24 protein-coding genes, 1 tRNA gene and 1 pseudogene are annotated in these 23194 nt (G+C 41.7%); 12 read left to right on the top strand and 14 right to left on the bottom strand.

The annotated features are described in order from the left end of the window. Positions 1-220: 220 nt before the first annotated feature. Together MAE_RS05490 and MAE_RS05495 are read right to left on the bottom strand one after the other, a co-directional pair. Positions 221-302 (bottom strand) — tRNA-Leu (locus MAE_RS05490). Positions 303-356: 54 nt separating this feature from the next. Then, a complete protein-coding gene (locus MAE_RS05495; protein WP_012264686.1) occupies positions 357-1037 on the bottom strand; it encodes a hypothetical protein in 681 nt (226 codons plus the stop codon). Positions 1038-1160: 123 nt separating this feature from the next. On the opposite strand from MAE_RS05495, the gene MAE_RS05500 reads away from it, so the two are divergent. After that, positions 1161-2216 carry an ABC transporter ATP-binding protein gene (locus MAE_RS05500; protein ID WP_012264687.1) on the top strand — a complete coding sequence of 352 codons (1056 nt, stop codon included), beginning with the start codon at positions 1161-1163 and terminating at the stop codon, positions 2214-2216. A 188-nt stretch (positions 2217-2404) separates the two neighbouring features. Here the strand turns inward: MAE_RS05500 and rimK are convergent, their stop codons facing one another. The 5 genes from rimK to MAE_RS05525 form a co-directional block, all read right to left on the bottom strand. Continuing rightward, positions 2405-3310: a 30S ribosomal protein S6--L-glutamate ligase gene (gene rimK / locus MAE_RS05505; RefSeq protein WP_012264688.1), complete on the bottom strand. Its 906-nt coding sequence runs from the start codon at positions 3308-3310 to the stop codon at positions 2405-2407. A gap of 461 nt (positions 3311-3771) precedes the next feature. Then, complete coding sequence (locus MAE_RS05510; protein ID WP_148204729.1) at positions 3772-6972, bottom strand: CHAT domain-containing tetratricopeptide repeat protein; 3201 nt, start codon at positions 6970-6972, stop codon at positions 3772-3774. Between the two features lie 194 nt (positions 6973-7166). Next, positions 7167-7577, bottom strand: coding sequence for a type II toxin-antitoxin system VapC family toxin (locus MAE_RS05515; protein ID WP_012264691.1), 411 nt, complete (start codon positions 7575-7577; stop codon positions 7167-7169). After that, positions 7564-7824 (bottom strand): hypothetical protein, encoded by a 261-nt coding sequence (locus tag MAE_RS05520; RefSeq protein ID WP_002758926.1) that lies wholly within the window; start codon positions 7822-7824, stop codon positions 7564-7566. The genes MAE_RS05515 and MAE_RS05520 overlap by 14 nt, the downstream gene beginning before the upstream one ends. Positions 7825-7948: 124 nt before the next feature. After that, positions 7949-8983, bottom strand: coding sequence for a Clr5 domain-containing protein (locus tag MAE_RS05525; protein WP_012264692.1), 1035 nt, complete (start codon positions 8981-8983; stop codon positions 7949-7951). 262 nt (positions 8984-9245) lie between these two features. Here MAE_RS05525 and MAE_RS05530 point away from each other — a divergent pair, with 262 nt between their 5' ends. The 9 genes and pseudogenes from MAE_RS05530 (at position 9246) to MAE_RS05570 (ending at position 18215) form a co-directional block, all read left to right on the top strand. Continuing rightward, on the top strand, positions 9246-9857 hold the full coding sequence (locus tag MAE_RS05530) for a calcium-binding protein (RefSeq protein ID WP_002795576.1): 612 nt from the start codon (positions 9246-9248) through the stop codon (positions 9855-9857). Between the two features lie 156 nt (positions 9858-10013). Then, a complete protein-coding gene (locus MAE_RS05535; protein ID WP_002795574.1) occupies positions 10014-10613 on the top strand; it encodes a hypothetical protein in 600 nt (199 codons plus the stop codon). A 57-nt stretch (positions 10614-10670) separates the two neighbouring features. Continuing rightward, positions 10671-10976 (top strand): annotated as a pseudogene (locus MAE_RS05540) (DUF4277 domain-containing protein); the annotation flags it as partial. Positions 10977-11276: 300 nt separating this feature from the next. Then, the gene (rlmN, locus tag MAE_RS05545) at positions 11277-12290 is read left to right on the top strand and encodes a 23S rRNA (adenine(2503)-C(2))-methyltransferase RlmN (protein ID WP_012264695.1); all 1014 of its coding nucleotides are present in this window, start codon (positions 11277-11279) and stop codon (positions 12288-12290) included. 88 nt (positions 12291-12378) lie between these two features. Then, the gene (locus tag MAE_RS05550; RefSeq protein WP_002795571.1) at positions 12379-12603 is read left to right on the top strand and encodes a phycobilisome linker polypeptide; all 225 of its coding nucleotides are present in this window, start codon (positions 12379-12381) and stop codon (positions 12601-12603) included. 288 nt (positions 12604-12891) lie between these two features. Further along, positions 12892-14091 carry a ferredoxin--NADP reductase gene (gene petH / locus MAE_RS05555; protein ID WP_002795570.1) on the top strand — a complete coding sequence of 400 codons (1200 nt, stop codon included), beginning with the start codon at positions 12892-12894 and terminating at the stop codon, positions 14089-14091. 207 nt (positions 14092-14298) lie between these two features. Next, positions 14299-15141, top strand: a complete 843-nt coding sequence (locus MAE_RS05560) for a ChaN family lipoprotein (RefSeq protein WP_002795569.1) — start codon at positions 14299-14301, stop codon at positions 15139-15141. 92 nt (positions 15142-15233) lie between these two features. Then, positions 15234-16109 carry a 3'(2'),5'-bisphosphate nucleotidase CysQ family protein gene (locus tag MAE_RS05565; RefSeq protein ID WP_012264696.1) on the top strand — a complete coding sequence of 292 codons (876 nt, stop codon included), beginning with the start codon at positions 15234-15236 and terminating at the stop codon, positions 16107-16109. A gap of 234 nt (positions 16110-16343) precedes the next feature. Next, a complete protein-coding gene (locus MAE_RS05570; RefSeq protein ID WP_012264697.1) occupies positions 16344-18215 on the top strand; it encodes a GTPase family protein in 1872 nt (623 codons plus the stop codon). Positions 18216-18908: 693 nt separating this feature from the next. On the opposite strand, the gene MAE_RS05575 is transcribed toward MAE_RS05570, so the two are convergent. From MAE_RS05575 to MAE_RS05590, 5 genes are all read right to left on the bottom strand, one after another. Further along, a complete protein-coding gene (locus MAE_RS05575; RefSeq protein WP_231859727.1) occupies positions 18909-19418 on the bottom strand; it encodes a hypothetical protein in 510 nt (169 codons plus the stop codon). 7 nt (positions 19419-19425) lie between these two features. Further along, positions 19426-19692 (bottom strand): hypothetical protein, encoded by a 267-nt coding sequence (locus tag MAE_RS34740; RefSeq protein WP_231859728.1) that lies wholly within the window; start codon positions 19690-19692, stop codon positions 19426-19428. A gap of 176 nt (positions 19693-19868) precedes the next feature. After that, positions 19869-20048, bottom strand: a complete 180-nt coding sequence (locus MAE_RS05580; protein ID WP_004158712.1) for a hypothetical protein — start codon at positions 20046-20048, stop codon at positions 19869-19871. Beyond that, positions 20035-20343: a BrnT family toxin gene (locus MAE_RS05585; RefSeq protein ID WP_012264700.1), complete on the bottom strand. Its 309-nt coding sequence runs from the start codon at positions 20341-20343 to the stop codon at positions 20035-20037. The genes MAE_RS05580 and MAE_RS05585 overlap by 14 nt, the downstream gene beginning before the upstream one ends. A 282-nt stretch (positions 20344-20625) precedes the next feature. Beyond that, a complete protein-coding gene (locus tag MAE_RS05590; protein WP_012264701.1) occupies positions 20626-20832 on the bottom strand; it encodes a hypothetical protein in 207 nt (68 codons plus the stop codon). Positions 20833-21089: 257 nt separating this feature from the next. Between MAE_RS05590 and MAE_RS35595 the strand changes: the two genes are divergently transcribed. After that, entirely contained in the window at positions 21090-21218 is a 129-nt protein-coding gene (locus MAE_RS35595) for a hypothetical protein (protein WP_269453968.1), read from the top strand. Between the two features lie 408 nt (positions 21219-21626). Next, entirely contained in the window at positions 21627-21824 is a 198-nt protein-coding gene (locus MAE_RS05600) for a hypothetical protein (RefSeq protein ID WP_041803851.1), read from the top strand. A gap of 151 nt (positions 21825-21975) precedes the next feature. On the opposite strand, the gene MAE_RS05605 is transcribed toward MAE_RS05600, so the two are convergent. Further along, positions 21976-22179, bottom strand: a complete 204-nt coding sequence (locus MAE_RS05605; RefSeq protein ID WP_012264704.1) for a hypothetical protein — start codon at positions 22177-22179, stop codon at positions 21976-21978. A gap of 99 nt (positions 22180-22278) precedes the next feature. Beyond that, on the bottom strand, positions 22279-23145 hold the full coding sequence (locus MAE_RS05610) for an alpha/beta fold hydrolase (RefSeq protein WP_041803853.1): 867 nt from the start codon (positions 23143-23145) through the stop codon (positions 22279-22281). Between the last annotated feature and the right edge of the window lie 49 nt (positions 23146-23194).

Here is a 23194-nt window from a genome sequence, read left to right on the forward strand (position 1 = left end):
GTCGGATGTGGGATTTTGCCCGGCAAGTTTTCCCCGATGGTAGTTGCTCGCTCGTCAAGGAAGAGTCGCTCTTTTTCGCCGTCAACCCGAGTCGATGGGCTGCGAGCGTTTCCTATTGCTCGGCATTCCTCCCCCACTAACCCTACGGGTGTAACGGGGGCATCCTGCCAACATTCAAGGTGACAAGGGCAATTCTTGTCGGAGGGCAGATAAAAGTTTATGCGGATGGCGAGACTCGAACTCGCAAGGCGTAAGCCACACGCCCCTCAAACGTGCGTGTCTACCAGTTCCACCACATCCGCTTGATTTTAGCCTAACCACTATAGCACAGAAAAAAAATAATCTGCAAGCAACTTTTAAAAATTACTGCCGCACAACTTTCGCACCACCTGAGTTAGTACGGATAAACCTTTTAGGGAACCTTGAATCAAATGGAAGGCCGGGATGGGACGGATTAACATTTGTCGAGCTAGGGGCAATGGTCGCAGCTGACCTTGATTATCAATTGCCGGGGCTAAATCGGGTAAATCCTGCGTCACCTCATCGCTAATCACGCGCACAATTGCCACTTTTTGCCCCCGTAAAGCCGCTAAAATCCTTGCTCCTTCCATATCGACCACCTCATAGCCCCCTTGTCCTAAACGTCGTTTTTCCTCGGATCGGCTAATCAGGCGATCGCTGGTTAAACCTTTAACGAGACTATATCCGGTTAATTGGGCGATTTCTGCGGTTATTTCCGGTTCGCACTGCCAATAATTCCCCTTTTCTGCGCCACAACCTTGATAGATTACCCCATCTCCGACTCGATAGCGATCGCTGAGACTGCCCGCTAATCCCATCAGCACAATTTTTCCCCTGAACTTATTAAGAAATTCTAGAGATAGCTTAGAGACTGGGGAACTGTCGAGGAATTCTGGAGCGCCAAGGTTAATCGGGATAATTTGCGGGGCTAAATCGCCGATGTTCCTTAATCCTCGACGGATTGAGCTATGCTCGGCCCCCCGGGGAACGAGAATAATATCTTCAGGTGTGAGCATGAAATTTTTGAGAAAGTTTCCTAATTAGCCAAATAAAATGTTATAAACAATAATAGTGAACTAATTAGGAATAATTCTTAAGTAAATGGCCCTGCCACTGACTGGGCGATTGTCTTTCTCACCATGAAAAAGTCTGTCATTCTGCGTTTATCCGAGGTTAACAAGCGTTTTCCCGCTGCTGCTACTCTAGCTGTCGATAATATCAGTTTTAGTTTAACAGAGGGCGAAATTCTCGGATTATTGGGTCCGTCGGGCTGCGGTAAAACCACTCTACTGCGGATGATTGCGGGATTTGAAAAACCATCTCAAGGAGTGATTGAATTGGGAGGGCGAATAGTTGCCGACGAAAAAACCTTTATTCCTCCGGAAAAACGCAATACGGGCATGGTTTTTCAGGATTACGCTCTTTTTCCCCATTTAACCATTGCTGACAATATCGCCTTCGGGTTAAAAAATTCTGGGGAGAAATTATCGACCAAAGCTATTAACGCTAGGGTGGCGGAAACTTTGGATTTAGTCGGACTGCAAGGACTAGAAAAACGTTATCCCCATCAGCTATCGGGAGGACAACAGCAAAGAGTCGCCCTCGCCCGCGCTTTAGCCCCAAAACCCTCTTTAATCCTCTTAGATGAACCTTTAAGTAATCTCGATGTGCAGGTCCGGCAACGGTTACGGCACGAGATCCGTCATATCCTGAAAGCGACTGGTATCTCGGCCATTTTTGTCACCCACGACCGGGAGGAAGCAATGGTGATCAGTGACACAATTGCCGTCATTTGTCAAGGAAAATTAGAACAAATTAACAATCCCGAAGAAATTTATAGTCATCCGGCCTCGCGATTCGTGGCTGAGTTTGTCACCCAAGCTAACTTTCTCCCCGCTAGACGGAAGGGGGAACAATGGCAAACCGAGATAGGAGTCTGGGAAATTCCCGATGGTCAAGATTTGGACAAAGGGGAATTGATGCTGAGAGAGGAAGATGTCAAAATTAAGCCGGATGAGACGGGAGAGCTAGTTATTTGCGATCGCCAATTTTTGGGGCGGGAATACCGTTATTGTCTGCTAACGGCCACCGGCAGCCAAATCCACGCTAGAACAACGATTAACACCCAATTAGACATCGGTACAAAGGTAAAACTATCAATTATTCCCGATAGCGTCCGTGTATTTGCCGACTGATAAATCACATCTGACTTGAAAGTGGGTGTAGGGTGTGGGGTGTAGGGTGTGGGGTGTGGGGAAGTGGGGAAGTGGGGTGTGGGGAGCTTTTTCAGTAAAAAGGCAGCTCCGAGCTTATCGCTTAATACTATTGACTGATAACTTACCCACTGATAACTGGTAACTGATAACTGATGCAAGGCTGACGGCTAATATTGATATCGATCGCGATTTAGGACTAGGGTGGCATTTTTAGCGACAAAATCAATAATTTTTTTGGCCACATCCACACCAGTGGCCGCTTCTATTCCCTCCAAACCGGGAGAAGAATTGACCTCGATAACCACAGGCCCGTGATTGGACCGCAATAAGTCCACACCCGCAACCCGTAAACCCATGGCTTTAGTGGCCCGTATAGCCGTACTGCGTTCCTCCGGGGTTAATTTTACCTTTTCTGCCTTACCACCGCGGTGAAGATTAGAACGAAAATCCCCTTCGGCCCCCTGTCGCTTCATCGAGGCCACCACTTTTCCATCGATGACAAAACAGCGCAGATCTGCCCCACTGGCCTCTTTAATATACTCTTGTACTAGAATATTAGCCTCTAATTGCCGAAAAGCTTCAATAACTGACTTGGCTGCTTGATCGGTTTCCGCTAAGACTACCCCAATACCTTGGGTTCCTTCTAATAATTTAATCACTAGAGGGGTGCCGCCGACGGTTTCGATTAAACCATCGATATCTTGAGTTGCGTGAGCAATTCCCGTCACCGGTAAACCTATCCCTTCCCGAGCGAGGATTTGCAGACAACGCAATTTATCCCGCGACCGAGAAATTGCTTGCGAGTCGTTGGCAGTAAAAACATTCATCACCTCGAATTGTCGGACGACTGCGGTTCCATAGAAGGTTTTTGAGGCGGCAATGCGGGGAATAATCGCGTCAAAACTCTCCAAGGGTTTACCGTTATAAACAACCGTGGGTTTATGGGAGGTGATGTTCATGTAACAGCGCAAATAATTGATCACTCGTACCTCATGACCTTGGGCTTCTCCCGCTTCTTTCAGTCGCTTGGTCGAATAAAGAGAAGCATCTTGGGATAAAATAGCGATTTTCATAAATTTTCGCTTAAATATTGCTTTTAAAACTGAATAGCTCCTTATTTCCCCCTATTAACTTTTTTTGCTGGCAACTCATAAAATTTCTGCTCTCGATCGAAGTCCATCGATTATTATGGCACTGACAGTTCCCCTTGAACAGTTAGGTTAAGTAGGGTTTGCTGAATAAATCTAAAAACCTTGTTGGGTAAGACTTTTAGACTTTTTGTCAATCAAAAAGTACCCGGCATGGGAGTGATCAGGGGGAAAATTCAGGGACTTTTTCCCTGAAAATTAGGTAATTTACCCGATGAAAATGGGTAAAACCCCACACCCCACACCCCACACCCTACACCCTGCCCCTAGGAAAAACTTTTTCAGCAGACCCTAAGTATTTTGACTCACGCCCCTTCCTCTTTTGAGACGTTGTGACACTTAGGGTGCGGAATGTGGGTTTTGAGATTTTGTCCCTTGCTCGCCTGTCAAAATGGTAAAAGCGGAAGACCGGCTGGATTCCCTAAACAAATAAAAGCAGCCCAATACTTAGGAGCTTCATAAGGGCGTTCTAAATCAGATTTTTGACTTAATTCCCGCAAATGGGTAGCAGTTCCTATACTGTGTTTTTCTGCCGATTTGATGGCATCTTCCGTTAGCCATTGGGAACGCATTTTGGCGATGGTGAGACGCTGGAGGCTAGATTTGGCTTTTCTCAAAGCTTCTGCTTTGCTAAGTTTTGCTTTCAGGAGATAATAATAGAAATACTGCATTAAGATAGTGGTAGCCACATCCTCCACTTTCCAAAGGCTGATAATAACGGTTTTTGCTCCTGCTTGGATGAAGGAACGACGCAAACCGATGAGGGTTTCTCCTGTGTAGAGGTCTCCTAAGGCGGTTTCACAGGCGGATGTTACTACTAACTCTGTCCCTGCTAAATTGATAGATTGCACGTCTAGGGAAGTTAATAAGCCATCTTCGGCTTCTTCGGGTAGTTTACCGCCGTTTAACATCGTATTCACCCCCGCAAAGGCTAAACCTGAACGCAACAGGGGATTTTGCCTGGTGCCGACTTGGAATCTTTCTGAGGCGGAAAGACTCGATAACATGAAGTTTTGGTTAATTGTGTCCAGTTCGGGGGTTATATCGCCGAGAAAGTAGCCATGAGTAGCAATATGGAGAATATAAGGGGCTTTTTGGGCTTTGGAGACAAGAGGTTTTAAAGCTTTGGCGGCGGTAACGGGTTTGACTCTGAGTATTTTAGCGATTTTTTCGCCTTCGATTTCGGTGCCGGGGAGGGAGTTGAATATTTGTCCTTGTCTAGAGGTGGCTAAATTGCGTAAGGATGGTTTAAAGGGGAATTTTTCCTCATTTTCAGCAGTTGATGGCGTGTTTTCGGGACTGGCTAAGTTATAGTCAGGGTTAGCGATAACGAGGGGATAGGTGACTTTGGCGGGAATTTTGGCTTTAAAGCGCAGGATATCTCGTCCTACATTTAAGAAGTTGCAGCGATATTCATCCATTAAGTAGCTGCCTTTATCGGTGGGTAAAATTTCAAAGGGTAAGCAGTTTAATTCGCCATCGGGACAGATAATTAATTCTTGGCTGAGATAAGGCTTGATTTTCTGAAAAATAAGCTGGCTTAGTTCAATTTTTGGCGATATATCCTCTTTTTTCTTAAATACGGCCACACTTAATCCTCGTGGGTTTTCTACCGATTCCCGAAACTCTTTCACTAATTTGTCTATGGGTTCAGCTTCTCCTAAATCTATCATAGTTAGCTGTTCTGGGGCTTGGGCAGGTAGGATAAAGGCAAGATAGCGAGGGGGAAAGGATGCAGCGTCACCGTTGGCGGGAATTGCCTGAAAATTGTAGTTATTAAACCTAATAAATTCAATTAGGGTAGTTCCTTCGGGTAATTCTAAAGCGATGGTACGAAAATCAGCGTTTTGCAGTTCTTTTTCGAGGTTAAGTTCGGGGATATTTAATTCTCGTTCGAGGTTTTCTGCTTGTTGTTCGAGGGATTTAATTTCTTGTTGGTAGTAGGGAAGTTGTTCGGGGGTGGGTATATCAAAACAGCGTTTGGCGAGTTGTTGCCTAATTTGTTGCCATTGTTGGAGTTTGGGGGCAAGATGGGCGTATTGTTGGGATAAAAGGGCGATTTTTTGCTGGATGGCGGTTTCAGTGGCGATCGCTTTTCGTCTTAAGATGAGGTTATAGGCAGATTGTACCGCTTCGGGGCTATTAGGAAAGTGTTGGAAAACAAGGGAGAGAAATGTTTCTACTATATGGTAGTTTTTGGCAAGATAGTTGATGCGTTGCTTATCGGTGCTAATGCTAAAGATGGTCGAGATAGTTTTTAAATCAATATCTGCCGCTTCTTGCATTAATTTTAGTGCTTCTTCTGGGCGGTTGGTTGCTGTGTATAAAAGGGCTAAATTATTGAGAAAAAGAGCATAATTAGGGTGATCAGTACCTAAACTTTTACCATGAATTTCGAGAGCTTGTTGAAAGAGAGGTAAAGCTTGCTCATACCGTCCCATTGACCGATATAATGCGGCTAAGTTATTCAGAGAAGTGGCATAGCCAGGGTGGTCAGTACCTAAACTTTTACCACGAATTTCGAGAGCTTGTAGAGAGAGAGGTAAAGCTTGCTCATACTGTCCCATTGACCGATATAATCCGCCTAAGTTATTCAGAGAACCAGCATAGTCAGGATGGTCAGTACCTAGAATTTTACTACGAATTTCGAGAGCTTGTAGAGAGAGAGGTAAAGCTTGCTCATACTGTCCCATTGACTGATATAATACGGCTAAATTATTCAGAGAATCAGCATAGTCGGGGTGGTCAGTACCTAAACTTTTACCACGAATTGCGAGAGCTTGTTGATAGAGAGGTAAAGCTTGCTCATACTGTCCCATTGACCCATATAATACGGCTAAATTATTCAGAGAATCAGCATAGTCGGGGTGGTTAGTACCTAAACTTTTACCACGAATTGCGAGAGCTTGTTGATAGAGAGGTAAAGCTTGCTCATACTGTCCCATTGACCCATATAATACGGCTAAATTATTCAGAGAACTAGCATAGTTAGGGTGGTCAGTACCTAAACTTTTACTACGAATTTCGAGAGCTTGTAGAGAGAGAGGTAAAGCTTGCTCATACTGTCCCATTGACTTATGTAATACGGATAAGTTATTCAGACAAGTAGCATAGTCAGGGTGGTCAGTACCTAAACTTTTACCAATAATTTTGAGAGCTTGTTGATGGAGAGGTAAAGCTTGCTCATACTGTCCCATTGACTTATATAATCCGGCTAAGTTATTCAGAGAACCAGCATAGTCATGGTGTTCAGTACCTAGAATTTTACCACTAATTTCCAGAGCTTGTTGATGAAGAGGTAAAGCTTGCTCATACTGTCCCATTGACTCATATAATAGGGCTAAGTTATTCAGACAATTAGCATATTCAGGGTGGTCAGTACCTAAACTTTTACCAACAATTTCGAGAACTTGTTGAGAGAGAGGTAAAGCTTGCTCATACCGTCCCATTGACTTATATAATATGGCTAAAAGATTCAAAGAATAAGCATAAATAGGCTCATTAGTTAGTGAGTAACTTTTGGCTAAATCACAGGTTTTTTGAGCGAAGATAATCCCTTGCTCATATTGCCCCTGCTGATATAGCATTCCTATGGTTTGGTTATACTGTTGTATCTGGTTAATTATGGATTGATTGATGTTACTATCTTCCTTTAATAAACTAAGTTTTTGTTGCTGATTATTGTTGCTGATTGATCAGAGTGATTAATGGGTTTTTCTACCACCTTAAACCGCTTATAAAACACCTCACTATTACCCTGATTACCCTGAATAAATATCTCCTACAATAAGTTGTTAAAAACCTCCGTATTGTTCCAACGATAGATACTGAAATCTCGACGATCAACAGTTAATATTCTTCCATGTCCTAGATGCTCTGCTAATACAATCAAAGAAGCGTCTGCCATATCCATCGGTAAGTTAGCGTAACGATCCATTAATTCAATCATTCGTTCAATATGATGATTTTGTAAATGAAATATTTCAAAGTTATCGTTAACCAATCCCTGCAAAAAGTTGATTTGCGCCTGATTACCTATTCTGGCTAAGAGTAAATAACAGGTTTCGGTGATAACAGGATAGGTGGTAATTAAGGCTTCATTTTGACTATAAATAGTTTGAATGGCTAACGAGTGATCTTTGTCTTTTCGATTGCCAAGAGCGAGAAAGAATCCTGTATCAGCAATGATCATTTTTTTCGGATAGGAGTGAATGCAAAATGTTTTCTGAGTTTTCGGCAAAGTCAGCCTCTGCTTCAAAGCTACCGATAAAGGAACTTTGTTTTAATTTAGCTAGGGGATCGTGTGTTTTTTCTTGGAGTTGTTGATAGCGTAGTTCAATGGCTTGTTGAATGGTTTCTAAAGTATTTTCTTGGGTGGTTTGTTGAATATAGGCTAGTTTTTGAGCGTGTTCATCGTCTAGTTGAATAGAAATTTGCATTGTTTTTTCCTATTTTATGGGCAATTACTGTTGACAATGGGCAAGGGCGATCGCTGGCATGATGCGATCTGGTTATACTGTTGTATCTGGTTAATTATGGATTGATTGATGTTACTATCTTCCTTTAATAAACTAAGTTTTTGTTGCTGATTATTGTTGCTGATTGATCAGAGTGATTAATGGGTTTTTCCACCACCTTAAACCGCTTATAAAACACCTCACTATTACCCTGTTGACCCAATTTAACAAATATCTCCTCAAGACGCTCTTGACTTAAAATAATATCTGTAGGGTCAGATTCCCCATTAACCCAAGATAAATCAATGGGTTGCTCTGTGACAATTGCCAGAAAATATTCATCTCCTACTGCATCATATTGGAAAAATCGAGCTAGTCCTTCAGACGGGGGTAAACGAAGTCCTTCTGACAGCTTAGTATAAGGAATATAGGCAAATGCTCTTGAAGGACTAAAGAGATAAAAATTTCCTTCTACCGTCTCATTAATTAACAATAAATATTTACCATTTTCAGGTAAATTAACCCATAAATAATGGGGCTTGTTAAGATAAATATAATTACCCTTATCTGGCTCTGGCTTAATTACAGTACCATTCATAACTAGACCCCTTTTTGAACTCCCGTTTGAGGCTCCTCCATTAGGGGATTTTTCTACCTCAAAATTTTCATTAATATCCAGCATCGTTAACTTATTACAAGCAGGTGCAGCAACTTCTTTTGCTAATTCCCAACCCATCCGAGGAAATTTTTTCTCCCATAACCATTGATAAGTCACTTGATGAGGTTCAATTGAATTCTGAGGTTTTCCTTTCTTCTCATATTTAGTAGTAATTAAATTGACACTTAATTCTAATCCATCGTCTATCATCGCTTGTTTAAACACATCTACCATTATTCTCCTAATTCTTTTCGCATATTCATGAATAGTTGCTTCCGTATAATGAAGATTATGCTTATTTTTCATTATTTCGACAATTTCACTTCTTTTTTTATCTTGATTTTTTGGATTATATAGAAGTTGAAATAAACAACTATGATCTTGATTTTTTATCAAACCAGTACTTTGCAAGATCTGGTTTAGAAATGCTTTTTGCAATAGGTCTTTATCTTTAGTCCCTATCGTGTCAGGAATGCCAACCATTTTTAGTTCAAAAATAATCAAAAATTAATAGAGATATTTAAAGATTACATCATTTCCTCTAATTTGTCAATATTTTTATGAGAAAGAGAAAGCACTGTTATTAATTGTTATTAAAAGTTATGTACGGTTATTTAGAGCTATTTAGAGTTATTTAGAGTTGTTGGCTGATACCAATTTGTTATTCAGTATCTATTGAATGTTATTTGCTCTGAATGTTTGACTTGAATCATCAACTTAATTAATTCACAGGAGTTGACAGCTAATGCCAGTTTACAACGGTACAATTTACAATGACTTCTTGTTCGGCAGTTTCGGTAATGACACCATGTACGGGAATGAAGGGAATGATAGCATTTACGGCCAAGGAGGCAACGACTACATCGACGGTGGAATAGGCAACGACTACATTGATGGTGGAGATGGTGCAGATATCATCTTCGGCCGCGCTGGAAATGACAATGTCTTCGGCGGAAACGGTAGTGACTTGCTCATTGGCGAAGCGGGTGCTGACACTTTATCAGGCGGAAACGACACTGATTATCTCTTTGGCGGAGCCGACAACGATGTTCTATTAGGAGGTGCTGGGAATGACTTTGTCTATGGCGGCTATGGCAATGATATCCTCACTGGCGGCACTGGTGCCGATGCCTTTTTTTTCGGTTCTCTTCTAGAAGGAGTTGACGTAATCAAGGATTTTCAGTGGATAGAGGGCGATGTCATCCAGCTCAGTAAGTCCGGATTTAATGCTAGTAGCCTTAGCCAATTTAACTACAATAGCTTAACAGGTGGGTTAAGTTTTCTTGGGCAACAATTCGCAACCATTGAAAATCGCCCCGCAGGGTTTGCTGTCTCTTTAGATGTTCAGCTTATTTAATTGGTTGGGAGTGGGCGGGCGAATCTTTTGGTTCGCCTGTTCCAGACGACTGGGCAATTTTTGCTCACTGATCAAACTAAAAGCATGAACCTTGTTCTCAAGGAACAAAAGATAACGAACAACAAAAAAAGAATTAATTTTTGAGGAGCAACAAAAATGTTCAATCCCTGCAACCCCAAATATCCCTTATTTACTTTTGCTATTGCTTTATTCGTTGGCGGTATTACTAATCCAAGCAGTGCAGCAGAGTTTAAATTTCCTGATCAGGTTGATATTTACGTTAAATCCTTAGGAGGTGGTGCTGGTGCCAATTCTGAGTTTGGTCTTGGGACTACTTCAGAAAACTTTGTTCCGGTTCTTTCAGGATTGCCGAATAATCCATCAACAAACAGTGAGGTTTTTTTGGGGTCTTTTAATCCAGATCAACCAATTCCACTGGCAGTTTTAACTAACTGGAATGGTCAAAGTTTTTTCGCTACAATTGGAGGCACAGATATGGCTTCACAAATAGTTTTTTCGGATCTAGATAATAGCCTTGGTTTCGGAGGAAATACATTTGAGTTACTAGATACTAATATCTTCTTAGCTCATCTTGATGACGCTGCATCTTTCACTGTAGATGATGATGACGATGATGTTCTTGTTCAGATTCGTGTTGCATCTAAAAGAACGACTCCAGAATCCAGCAGCGTTCTTGCTTATATTACCCTTGGGGGTTTAATGCTAGGGAGTGCTATCCGCAAAGCCAGAAAGTGATCGCATTGTAGCTCGCTATTGGGTTGTTGTCAAACGAACAAGTCTCAATGGGTTCCAGGAGAAATTGTCACAGCGGGGCAAGTAGTAAAAGCGATTATTCTTAACGGATTGGGATTTGTCTCCCGATCCTTGTATTTATTTCCTCAATTTTTTGAAGATAAAGCAACCGAACATCTGCGGGGAGATGGCATCGAACCCAAACACCTGAATGATGATAAAATTAGTCGAGTAATGGACAAACTTTATCAACTTGATGTTTCGGCCATTTTCCTACTGATTAGTTTAGCGGCCGTGAAAAAATTTGGTGTGGCGACCGAGAATTCCCATTTAGATGCTACTTCCCTCTCAGTGGAAGGAGAATATAATACTAAATCCGTTGAGTATAGGCTACATATCAGGACAGGCACTCATGCAATAGGCAAGAGGCAAAAGGGGGAATAAATAATCAGTTTTTAATAACCAGATTTAGTATAAAAAGGAATACCCAACAGTAGAAATCCTTAGGCTAAGTTGAAGTTATAGTTTTAAGTATTTAATTGACTAACAAAGACTAGAGAAGGAGCAAAGGGAAAAAATGTCAATTAATGAATACAATTTTGTTACGGTTTTGCTCCTAGGGATGATCGATCGGTTAGAATGGTAAGACGCTCAACGATAACAATTATGACTTTACTAGCGAAATCTTTAGAGGAACTGACCGACTGGGTAAAAGACCAGGGACAACCCGCTTATCGGGGTAAACAATTACACCAATGGCTATATGAAAAAGGGGTGCATTCTTTGGCGGATATTTCCGTATTCCCCCAAGAATGGCGCAGCAAGATGGCAGACTATCCTATTGGTCGTTCCCTTATACATTATCGCAGTGTAGCACCCGATCGCACTCGTAAATATCTGCTAAAACTGGCGGATGGTTTAATTATCGAAGCGGTGGGAATTCCTAGTGAAAAAAGATTGACAGTCTGTGTTTCTTCGCAAGTGGGTTGCCCGATGGCCTGTGATTTTTGTGCCACGGGAAAAGGGGGTTTTACTCGTAATTTAAAAGCACATGAAATCGTTGACCAAGTGTTAACAGTACAGGAGGATTTTCAGCAGCGAGTCAGTCATGTGGTATTTATGGGGATGGGGGAACCTTTATTAAATATCCCCGAAGTGGTGACAGCGATTCATTGCCTTAATAAAGATGTGGGTATCGGTCAGCGTTGTTTAACGATTTCTACCGTGGGATTGCCCCATAAAATCAAGCAACTAGCGGAACATAATTTGCAAATAACTTTTGCTGTTAGTCTCCATGCTTCTAATCAACAAGTTCGAGCTAAATTAATCCCCAGTGCCGACCATTATCTCCTAAGTAATCTGATCCAAGACTGTCAGGAATACGTTCAAATCACGGGACGAAGAGTGACATTTGAATACATTCTTTTAGCGGGAGTAAATGATTTACCCGAACACGCAAGGGAATTAGCCAAACTGGTGAAAGGTTTTCAATCCCACGTCAATCTCATCCCCTATAATCCTATTCAAGAGGTGGATTATCAACGGCCTGATGAAAAGAGAATTAAGGCTTTTAAAACTATTTTAGAACAGGAAAAAGTCGCCGTTACTGTCCGTTATTCCAGAGGTTTAGCGACCGATGCGGCCTGTGGACAATTGCGATCGAGCGTCATGGTACAATGAACGGCCGTAAATCAGCAATTAACTAGATTGCTAGTCTCCCCGCTAGGCTAAACTAGAGAACTATAACATCAATGTAGGAGCCATTTCGATGCAAAGTCTCTCTAGTGCCAAAGAAAATCGCCTTTTTGTCTATGAAGTCGTCGGTTTGAGTCAAAATGACAATACTGATAACCTAGATTATTCTATCCGTAAGAGTGGCAGTGTCTTTTTAACTGTTCCCTATAGCCGCATGAATCAAGAAATGCGTCGGATTACCCGTTTAGGCGCTCGCATCGTCAGCATTAAACCCTTAAACGCAGCTGCGGCCCAGTAGTTGAAAAAATAATTATCGGTAATATCTGTCCCCCGCTTTTGTCCTGATCAGGCAAACTAGGGGGATTTTTAGCATAAATGGGAAAAAGTAGCATAAATCTTAATAAAAAGTAAAATGCTGCAAATGTAACAGATTTTAACCAGAGACTTAACCTATCCTATCCAAAAGGATAAAAGCGATGTCTGTGGTTTTTTTAAGATAACTCTCAATATAGGCCTAGGTGTAGTGTACCGATGGTAGGCTAAACTATGGAACGATTATCGTGACTTGAGTTGGGAGTTATATTTAATGTACAGTCCGAGTACACTAGCGGGAAACCGTTTATTTGTTTACGAAGTGGCGGGTCTCAATCAAAACGACAATACTGACAGCTTGGATTATTCAATCCGTCAGAGTGGAAGCGTGTTTTTCACGGTTCCCTACAGTCGCATGAATCAAGAAATGCGTCGGATTACCCGTTTAGGTGGTCGTATCGTCAGCATCAAACCCTTCAATGGGATTGCCCCCGTAGCAACTGTTTCTAGTGCCTCCACACCACAGCCAATCGCTCAATCATCGCCCGTCCCCGAACAGACCAAGAAAAAGGCCATGACTCAAGCGAAAGAAAAAACAGATATCCCCGTCAACATCTACCGTCCGAATCAACCCTTTATCGGCAAATGTATCGAGAACTATGCTCTCGTTGATGAGGGAGGTATCGGCATCGTACAACACGTCACCTTTGACCTTTCTGGGAGCGATTTACGCTATTTAGAAGGCCAAAGTATCGGTATTATCCCCCCGGGTACCGATGCTAATGGCAAACCTCATAAATTGAGACTCTATTCGATCGCCTCCACCCGTCATGGTGATAAATTAGACGATAAAACCGTATCCCTCTGCGTGCGTCAGTTAGAATACCAACACCCAGAAACCAAGGAAACGGTTTATGGAGTTTGTTCCACCCATCTCTGTAATGTAGAGGTGGGTGCCGATGTGGCTATTACCGGCCCTGTGGGTAAGGAAATGCTGCTACCGGGTGATGAAGATGCCACTATCATTATGATGGCCACTGGGACGGGAATCGCTCCCTTCCGAGCTTTCCTCTGGCGGATGTTCAAGGAACAACACGAAGATTATAAATTCAAAGGTCTAGCTTGGTTGATTTTCGGAGTTCCCAAAACGGCCAATATTCTCTACCAAGAAGAATTAGAGAAAATAGCGGCGGAATTCCCCGATAACTTCCGTCTCACCTATGCCATCAGCCGGGAACAGCAAAATCCCCAGGGCGGTAGAATGTATATTCAACACCGGGTAGCCGAACACGCTGACGAAATCTGGAATCTACTCCAAAGTCCCAAAACCCACGCTTATATGTGCGGACTGAAAGGGATGGAAGATGGTATCGACGATGCTATCAGTGGTGCTGCTGCTAAAAATGGCGCTGATTGGTCTGTCTATCAGAAACAACTGAAAAAAGAACATCGCTGGCACGTAGAAACCTACTAAACCAGAAAGGTTCTCTGAAAATTTTTTCGGGTGGGCATTGCTCACCCTTTTTGTCTTGGCTTCGGTTAAGATCAGTTTCTTAAAAGGCTTTTAATACTAAATCTAGTTATTAAAAACTGATTATCTATTCCCTCTTTTGCATGAGTGCCTCTTACCTTTTGCCTGTCCTCACAAGTAGCCTATACTCAACGGATTTAGTATAAAAAGATGAAATTCTCTCGACGCTTTTTTCCTGTTTTCCTTGCCCTCTGCTTACTGTTTATTTTGCTGCCCCGGGCCTGGAGTTTTACTAATAGCCAAAAACAAATTCTGGCAGATTTAAAAACAGCCGAGATTATTTATCTGGGGGAAAGGCACGATAGCCAAGCCGATCATCAGGCCCAATTAGCTATTATCGAGTATTTACAGGCTAATAATCCCCAAATAGCGATCGCTTTCGAGATGTTTCAACGTCCTTACCAAATCTATTTGGATCAGTATTTAGCCGGCAAAATTAGCGAAAATCAGTTGAGAGAAAAAAGTGAATACGACCAACGTTGGGGATTTGATTGGGAATTTTACGCCCCGATCCTGCGCTTGGCCAAGGCAAAAAAACTACCAGCGATCGCCCTAAATACACCCACGGAAATCACTAGAAAAGTGGCACGGGAGGGCTTAGAAAGCCTCTCCACCTCAGAAATGACCTACATTCCCCCTAAAAGCGAAATAAACCAGGATAACGAGGAGTATCGTCAACAGATCCTAGCCGTTTATCAGCAACACACGGGGGGCAAAAGTCAGGGATTCGATCGCTTTTTTCTGGCACAGGTCCTCTGGGATGAAACCATGGCCGATGCGATCGCTAAATTCTGGCAAGCTCATCCCGACTATCAGATCATCGTCCTAGCAGGAAAAGGTCATATTGCCTACGGTTACGGTATTCCCAGTCGAGTCCAAAGAAGATTAGGCGATCGCGTCATCCAGCGTTCGGTTTTCTTGGGAGACGCTCCTCAATCATCACCAGCAGAAACCAAAAAACCCGCCGATTATTTTTGGCAAGGGCAAAATTAAGCCAGTCAGGAGTTAGGAAGCAAGGGATGGTAAGCTAAGATGCCAGTCTTTCAATTTAGTAGATAATAGGTCTGAAAAACTGAGGCTATTTTATGATTAATTTAACCTGTCAAGATAACGAAACGCTCGATCGCATTTTAGCTGTGACTCGTGCCGTCGGTTGGGGTGGTGCTAAAATTCTTCAATCCTACTACCGGGGTGAACAGGATTTAGCCGTCAACAAGAAGAAAAAAGGCGGACCAGTGACGGCGGCGGATTTAGCGGCAAATAACTATATTTTAGGGGAATTACAAACAAATTTCTCGGATATCGACTTTGGTTATCTGAGCGAGGAAACCCATCAAGGCAATGAAGCTATCCCGAAAGATTGGGTATGGATTATCGATCCTTTGGACGGAACCCGCGATTTTATCAACAAAACGGGAGAATATGCCCTACATATCGCCTTATGTTATCAGGGAAGACCGCTCATCGCCGTGGTTGCCCTACCGGATCAAGAAAAACTCTATTTTGCCCAAAAAGGAAAAGGTACTTTTCTAGAAACTAGCGACGGAAATATTACACAGGTAAAAGTTGCCAATAAAGATAAAATTACCGAGCTCTATCTGGTGGTTAGTCGTACCCATCGCGACCAACGTTTTGATAATTTATTAAGTCAAATACCCTTCTTCGGTAAAAATTATGTGGCTAGTGTGGGCTGTAAAATTGCCACGATCCTCGAACAAAAATCCGATGTTTATATCTCCCTATCGGGGAAATCGGCGGCTAAAGACTGGGATTTTGCCGCTCCGGAGTTGATTTTAACGGAAGCCGGCGGCAAATTTTCCTATTTTGACGGTCAACCCGTGCGCTATAATCGCGGCGATGTGCGGCAATGGGGGGGGATCATGGCTAGTAATGGTCCTTGTCATCAACAACTTTGTCAGTTGTCCACGGCAATCCTCGCCCAAATTGATGCCACTGTCTAATTTCTGACTTGAAAGAGGGTGTAGGGTGTGGGGTGTGGGGTGTAGGGAAGGAAACCTCTTTCATCTGTGGGGGTGAAAATTTTTTCATCGGGACTGACTGGAAAATAGAAGCTGAAATAACGCCAATTCGTCAATCAGAATATTTTCAGGCTTGGCGGTGCCAACTTTGGCATCAGGACTGCCCCCTAACCGAGAATCAGAGATCGGTAGAATGGAAAAAAACCAGATCGAGCAATGTTACGGTTAAAAACTTGGCAAGGGTTGATTTTAGCAGTTCCGATCGCCGCCGTGGTGATTTTTCTGATCGTGGCCGCCAGTGTCCAGATCAATCAATGGGGTTTGAATTGGATTTGGGCAGTTTTTACCCTGATTTTTGTCGCTTGGCGCTTCCTGTTGGTCAAATGGACGCGCCCAGCAGTCGGGGAAATTGAAGCCGCCATCGGGGAAATTAAGGCAGAATTAACCCCTCCTGAGGGTGATTCCGGGGGAAATGTCGAGGAAATTATCGAGAGGATTATCGTCGAGGCCCGCAATGATCGCCCGGTTTGGGAAGATTGGGCGACTTTTTGGCAACGCTGTCAGGATTTGGTCAGTGCCATCGCTCATATATATTACCCCGATGTCAAGTACCCCTTATTAAATATTTACATTCCCCAGGCCTACGGTTTAATTCGGGGAACTGTGGATGATAGCGATCGCTGGATGCAGAATCTTTCCCCGGCCCTGAATCAAATCACCATCGGCCAAGCCTATCAGGCCTACGAAGTTTATCAAAAATTGCAACCCTCAGCCCGGAAACTTTGGCAAGTCTGGAATTGGGCGCAATGGGTGATCAATCCCGCTGCGGCTGTGGCTAAAGTTGCTAGTCAAAAGTACAGCGATCGAGCGGATCAGCAATTATTAGTCAATTTAGGGCAAGTTTTGCGGGAAAATGCCCTAAGAAACCTTTCTCGCCAAGCGGTGTTACTCTACAGTGGCAGTAATCTCGCCCCAACTCTCCCCACCAAGACGAAAATCGCCACTACTACTCTCAAGGAAATTCTCGCCCAAGCTGAACCGATCACGGAAATTGATCGCCAACCGGTTAATATTCTGCTGGTTGGACGCACCGGGGCCGGCAAAAGCAGTTTAATTAATACTCTCTTTCGGGCCGATTTAGCCCAAGTGGATCTATTGCCCAGTACCGACGCGATCCAATCCTACCATTGGCAAACCCCAGAAGGAGACGAGTTAATCCTCTGGGATACTCCGGGCTATGAACAGGCAAATCGGGCCGATGATCGGCAAAAGGTTCTAAATTATGCCGAAAACGCCGATTTATTAATTCTTGTCACCCCCGCCCTCGATCCCGCCCTGGCCATGGATGAGGCTTTTCTTAAAGATTTGCAACAAACTATTGACAATTTACCAGTTATAGTGTGTGTTTCTCAAGTCGATCGCCTGCGTCCGCTGCGAGAGTGGCAACCCCCCTATAATTGGCTGACGGGAGAAAGTCCCAAAGAAGTCAATATCCGCGAATGCTTGCAGTATCGGGCGGAATTATTCGAGAATCTCTGCGATCGCATTTTGCCGATGGTCAGTCAACAGCCGGATAGAGAAGCTTGGGGGGATGAGGAGTTATCAATCGCTTTACTGGGGGCAATTTCGCCCGCAAAACAGTTGCGTTTAGCCCGTTTTTTAGCGGATTTAGAAACTCGAACCCTGGCAGCGGCGAAAATAATCGATCGCTATACTTTACAGATGGCCACGGGGCAAGGTTTAACGGCCCTATTAAAAAGTCCTATTCTCGGTTTTATCTCCACTTTAGCCACGGGAAGACCGACTTTAGCTTATCTTTTAGCTGAACAAATTCCTGTGGAACAATTACCAGTAGCGATCGGTAAATTACAGATGGCCTACGAGCTTTCTTCTCTCTTAAATACGGAGAATAAAAGTTTTGATTTATTGGCACTTTGGCCAATACTATTAGAAAATTATAGCACTGCTGACAAGGAAGCTTGGGCCTGGGGTCATGCTCTGGTAGAATATTGGACAAAGAACCTATCGATCGAACAGTTCCGGTCAAGTTATCAGGGGTATTTAGAAACGACAAAAACAGGCCTGTAGTCAGATTAATTAAACTAAAACTTTCTTCCACTTCAAAAGTATAGGAGAGTGGGGAGGAGAGGTTTCTGGGGTTGAGATTTCTGGCCCTTGTACTAAAATTCCTCAGTATGCGGTTTAAATGCAGTGCAGCTTAGATGGGTACGGGAATAAAATAATTACTCAAATCTTTGTTTTTAGGTGTGTTATCGCAGAATAATATACCTGAACTTCCCCCGTATAAATATACTAGCTATGGCTCAAAGTCTTACAGAGCCTGAGTTAAAGCAATGTAATACTAATAAACTACTGGGTACAAACTCCTGAAATCCTTACGCAGACAGGGTTTGAGGCAAAATTTTTCAAAATTTTTCAAATTTGACCCTTCGACCATTATAGCTTGTTTCCAGGCAGAAAACCATCAAAAACATGGCTACCGAGGGAATCGCTGACTCTAGAGATTAATGACACCATCTGTTACAATAAGGTTAGCGATCACTATACAGCCAACTCTACGGAATCGCTCTACTCTAGATACAGTCAACGGTACAGCCATTTTCAAAGGGAAAATGTACCCAGTAGCGTCTTTTCAATTTTTTCTGAGAAGCTCCAGGCAGTAAGGGTTTTGTTAATTTTTTAGTATTTCTGTATGGGGGAAGTCCAGATATACCTTGTTTGATCAATATTTTTTTGGGTTTCTATGTCGCTATAACAATGCTAGATATCATCTAAAAGATGGTTTAATTGACCTCTCAACAAATCTAGGTTCTGATTAGCCTTTTCAAGTTCAAGACTCAGGTTTTTTATTTCCGACTCTTGAAGCTTTATCTTTTCAGAAAGATCGTCTATCTGTTGTTTGCAAGAGTCTAGATATCCACTTTTTATGATATCAATAACATCAAAGTAAGAAATTTTTTGATCATTCATAAAGCAATATATTTGACATATTTGCTCTAAATTCGACAATAAAAAATCATTTTTAAATATATCTGAAAATGACATTATACTAGACGCATCAAAACTTTTGTGTCTCAGGGAAAGGATAAGTTTTTCGATATTTTGATGATTATTGGAAAAAGTGTCACTTGAAAATATTTCTATAAATTTACTGATTTCTATTTTCTTGCTTTCTAAGAACAATAACAATTTTAGAGTTTTTGTCTTTATTCGTATTTTTAGATATTCTGCAATCTCAAGGTTATATTTTTGTTCAAAAACAAATTCCAATAGATCTCTAAATGTAACTATTTTTTTTAGATCCTTCATCGTATGGAATTTCTATGTCAAATTCCTGCTCTATTTGATACAAGAAATTTAGAGCATCATCTTCATCTCCACCATTTGATAATTCAAGAATATAATTATACTCAGTTTTAAAGATGACAAAATCTAAAACTGGCTGAGGTATTTCAGAAACTTCAAATACTTCTATCACAATATTATAAATTCTTGAATAAGTTCTTGAATAAATATCTTCATAAGTTTTCTTGTTCATATCCATAATTATAACTATTTTGTTTGTGTTAAAGGTCATCCAATGACAGACTGCCTTGAGTGTAGCATTTTTATTAAACTAATGCAAGCACAAGTAATACTCAACCCTGTTTAAAAAGTATAGAAAAGTAGGCAGGGTGGAACGGTAGGCGAGTGGACAGATTTGCTATAATGCTTCAGCAATTATTGAGATGTTAATTTATTGTAAGCGGAAATGATCGCCGCGTTTTCCCAATCATCATCAAAAGGGAGCGCATCGGGATCTGACAAAGCATTAGCCTCGATTTCTGCATCGCTCATCGATTTAACTCGCTCCCAATCGGTTAAATCTTGGCTTTCCTCTTTTGTGTTAACAATCCCCATCTTGGGGGATACTCTCTTGATACTTTCTTCGCTCACGTTCGTTTGCTCTCCTAGCACTAATCAATCGGCAAGTTTCCCCTCTTATAGTATAGACAACATAACAGATTATCCCGTTTAATTGTCCCAGCAAACACATCCTTATTTCTTGGTAATCTTGGCGATTATCTTCTCTGATTAGACAGTGACCATCGAAAATAGGAGGAACAGCCGCAAAATCTATCCTATGCTTCTCTATATTAGAATATCTTTTAGACTGATCCCAGTCAAATTCTCTAAATTGCATAAATATAGTCATTTCAATTAAGATTGAGAATATCAATGCCAGAGTTCATAAGGGTTTAACCGGTCTAGAGTGTATCAGACTTATCTGAAATGACTATATGTCGTTGATCTGAGGGTGATATAGCTGTAGCTGGTTTACCAAATGCAGATACTTCATTGTCTAAACGATAAGCATCCGGATTCTTCTTTAGAAGATGATGCACAGAGTTCCCTTAAGTTGGAAGAGCCAAAGAAGCGCTGAGGTCTTTTGGCTTGTTAACTTCCTCTGTCTCATTTTTTGAATCACTGGTCATAACTAAACAATTAGTAGTGGTCTCTGTTCATTACCTTTTTGAAGTATTAATTGAGTATCTTCCTCCGTCTCAGTTTTAGCATATAAAGCCATGAGTTTTAATCCTTTACGAATGACTTCAGACTCTGTTAAGCCTAGCTCCTTAGCTATTTCTTTAAGATATTCAGAGTCCTTTTGACTAAGATTTACTCGAAATTGTCTGGTAGCCATTTTTTTTTGTTAATTTAGTGAATGGATTGTATCGATTCACTGATAACTGATCACTAAGGTCGAGAAGAGCCATTTTTACCATTGAGGGCTATAGTAGGGTCAATTCATGAATTGACCCTACAGTCTGATTTAAGGGTTGTCATCGTCCTTTCTTATAGATGTCCATAATAGTCTGCCTGGTTCTTCGGTTTGTGTTATGCAATGGACGGGAGTTATAAGGGGTGAAACCCTTATATAGAAAGACATTGCTTCGATTTTTGCCAATTGTTTTCAATCTAGAACGAGCTAATCAATTAAGTCCCTTGCCAGATAAGGATTTAGCCGATTTCTGCCCCCTGATCGAACCATACCAAGTAACGAAGAACCGTCTGCCTTTAGAAACCTAGCATCCTAACTACAGTACCCTATCTTACCCTAATTACACCAGATATGTCAACCAACTATTACACTGGATATGTCAAGCAATTACACCAGATATGTCAACTATGTCAAATCAACATAAACGAGTCCTGATGGTACTTAATGGGTGCAATAGGTCAAATACCATCGACTTATCGACTTATTTGCTATTAAAAGGCTATTTTTCGCAAATTTTAACTAAAATAATCTTAGGTTTTATTCATGATTAGGTACAACAGGGGGTATAATAGGGTATTTAGTAGGTGGTATTACATATACATATATGCAATGCATAGCAATGGGTGTAATGTGGGTATATTGTGGGGTTTAATAGATACCACAGTGCTGAGTTCCTATGGTATGATAGTTCCATCAACTTTTAGATAGATAAAAGTATGGCAGACACAACTAAACAAGTGAGTATGCTAGAATTGGAGTTAGAAGATGATCTAATCAGACAAATTGAAGATGTAGCTGATTCTGGTTGTTTTTCAAAAGATGAATTATTACAAAGTATTTTAGAAGCATGGAGATATCATCAGTCCTATATACATAGACTTGAAAATATGGTTCAAATAATCAATATTAAGTAATTCGATTTGAGGATAACGTGGAATGATTACTATCAAATGATTACCTGCTTATTGTTTTGAGCTAACAAAAAATTTTATCACTATTTTCTTGAACAACAGTCTATTAAACTTTCATAACAAGTAACCCTGAGACAATTATCAGTTTTAGCAATTATTGAGATGTTAATTTATTGTAAGCAGAAATAATCGCCGCATTTTCCCAATCATCATCAAAAGGGAGCGCATCGGGATCTGACAAAGCATTAGCCTCGATTTCTGCATCCCTCATCGATTTAACTCGCTCCCAATCGGTTAAATTATTAATATCTGGGGGATTATTTGTTATATTTATCCTTCCTAAAGCTGGTATTTCCATAGGCGGTGGCCCGTGCAGAACTACAGTGATATACTAAGGATAACTTGATCAATACTTTCTAGGGAGATTTTGCTATCAATTCCCAGAAAGTATCGAGGTTTAGGTTTTGCGTCCGAGAAAATTAATAATCTGGGGACTAATTTCTTTTGACCAATGTTCTTGGGGATAGTGTTTTGCTTCCGCGAGGGGGATTAATTCCACTCCTGATTTAGTAGCTAATTTTTCGACGGTGACAGAAGATAACCAAGGATCGGCCATTCCCCAGACAAAAAGGATAGGTTTTTCAAAGTTCTCTAAACCTGTCTCAATTTCTGCCATAGTTTTCGATAGGTTTAAATTGCGAATCGTGGCCAGTAAAGCGCGACCCACTGCCGAAGTTTTTAGATAAGGTTGACGGAAAATAGCCAGATCTGCATCACTAATCACAAAACCGCTACCAGTTTCTAAAGTACGATCGACTAATAAGGGGTCTTGAGTCGCCATATCTCCGAGGAAAGGTAGCCCCCATTGTTTCATTATCCAGGGTAATTTGACATCACTGGAGAGGGGAGTATTTAAGATGATCAAACGCTCAATTTTATCGGGATTTTCTAGGGCGTATTGTAAACCGACGGAGGCTAAAAAACCTTGGACGATTAGGGAGATTTTCGGCAATTGGAGAGCTTGAATAAAATCGGCCAAGGCTTGACAAAAAGCGGCAGGTGTGTAGGCGAATTCTCTGGCATTGGGTTTAGCGGATAAACCGGAACCGATCCAATCGGGGGCAATGGCATTAATGTTATATTCTTCTAAACTGGTCAATAATTCCCGCCAAATATAGCCATGGGCGGGTAAACCATGGAGTAGGATCACGGGAGTTGTGTCCGGTTGTTGATCGGGGTTAACCTGTCGATAAAACCACTTGAGAGAGCCGACTTCGAGAAAATTTTCTAAAATAGCCATGGTTAATGGGGGATTAATAATCATTAACCATTGTCTAACGTCTAGGAACCGATCGCACCGGCAAATTTTTCAC

The organism is Microcystis aeruginosa NIES-843, from assembly GCF_000010625.1.
Lineage (GTDB): Bacteria > Cyanobacteriota > Cyanobacteriia > Cyanobacteriales > Microcystaceae > Microcystis > Microcystis aeruginosa.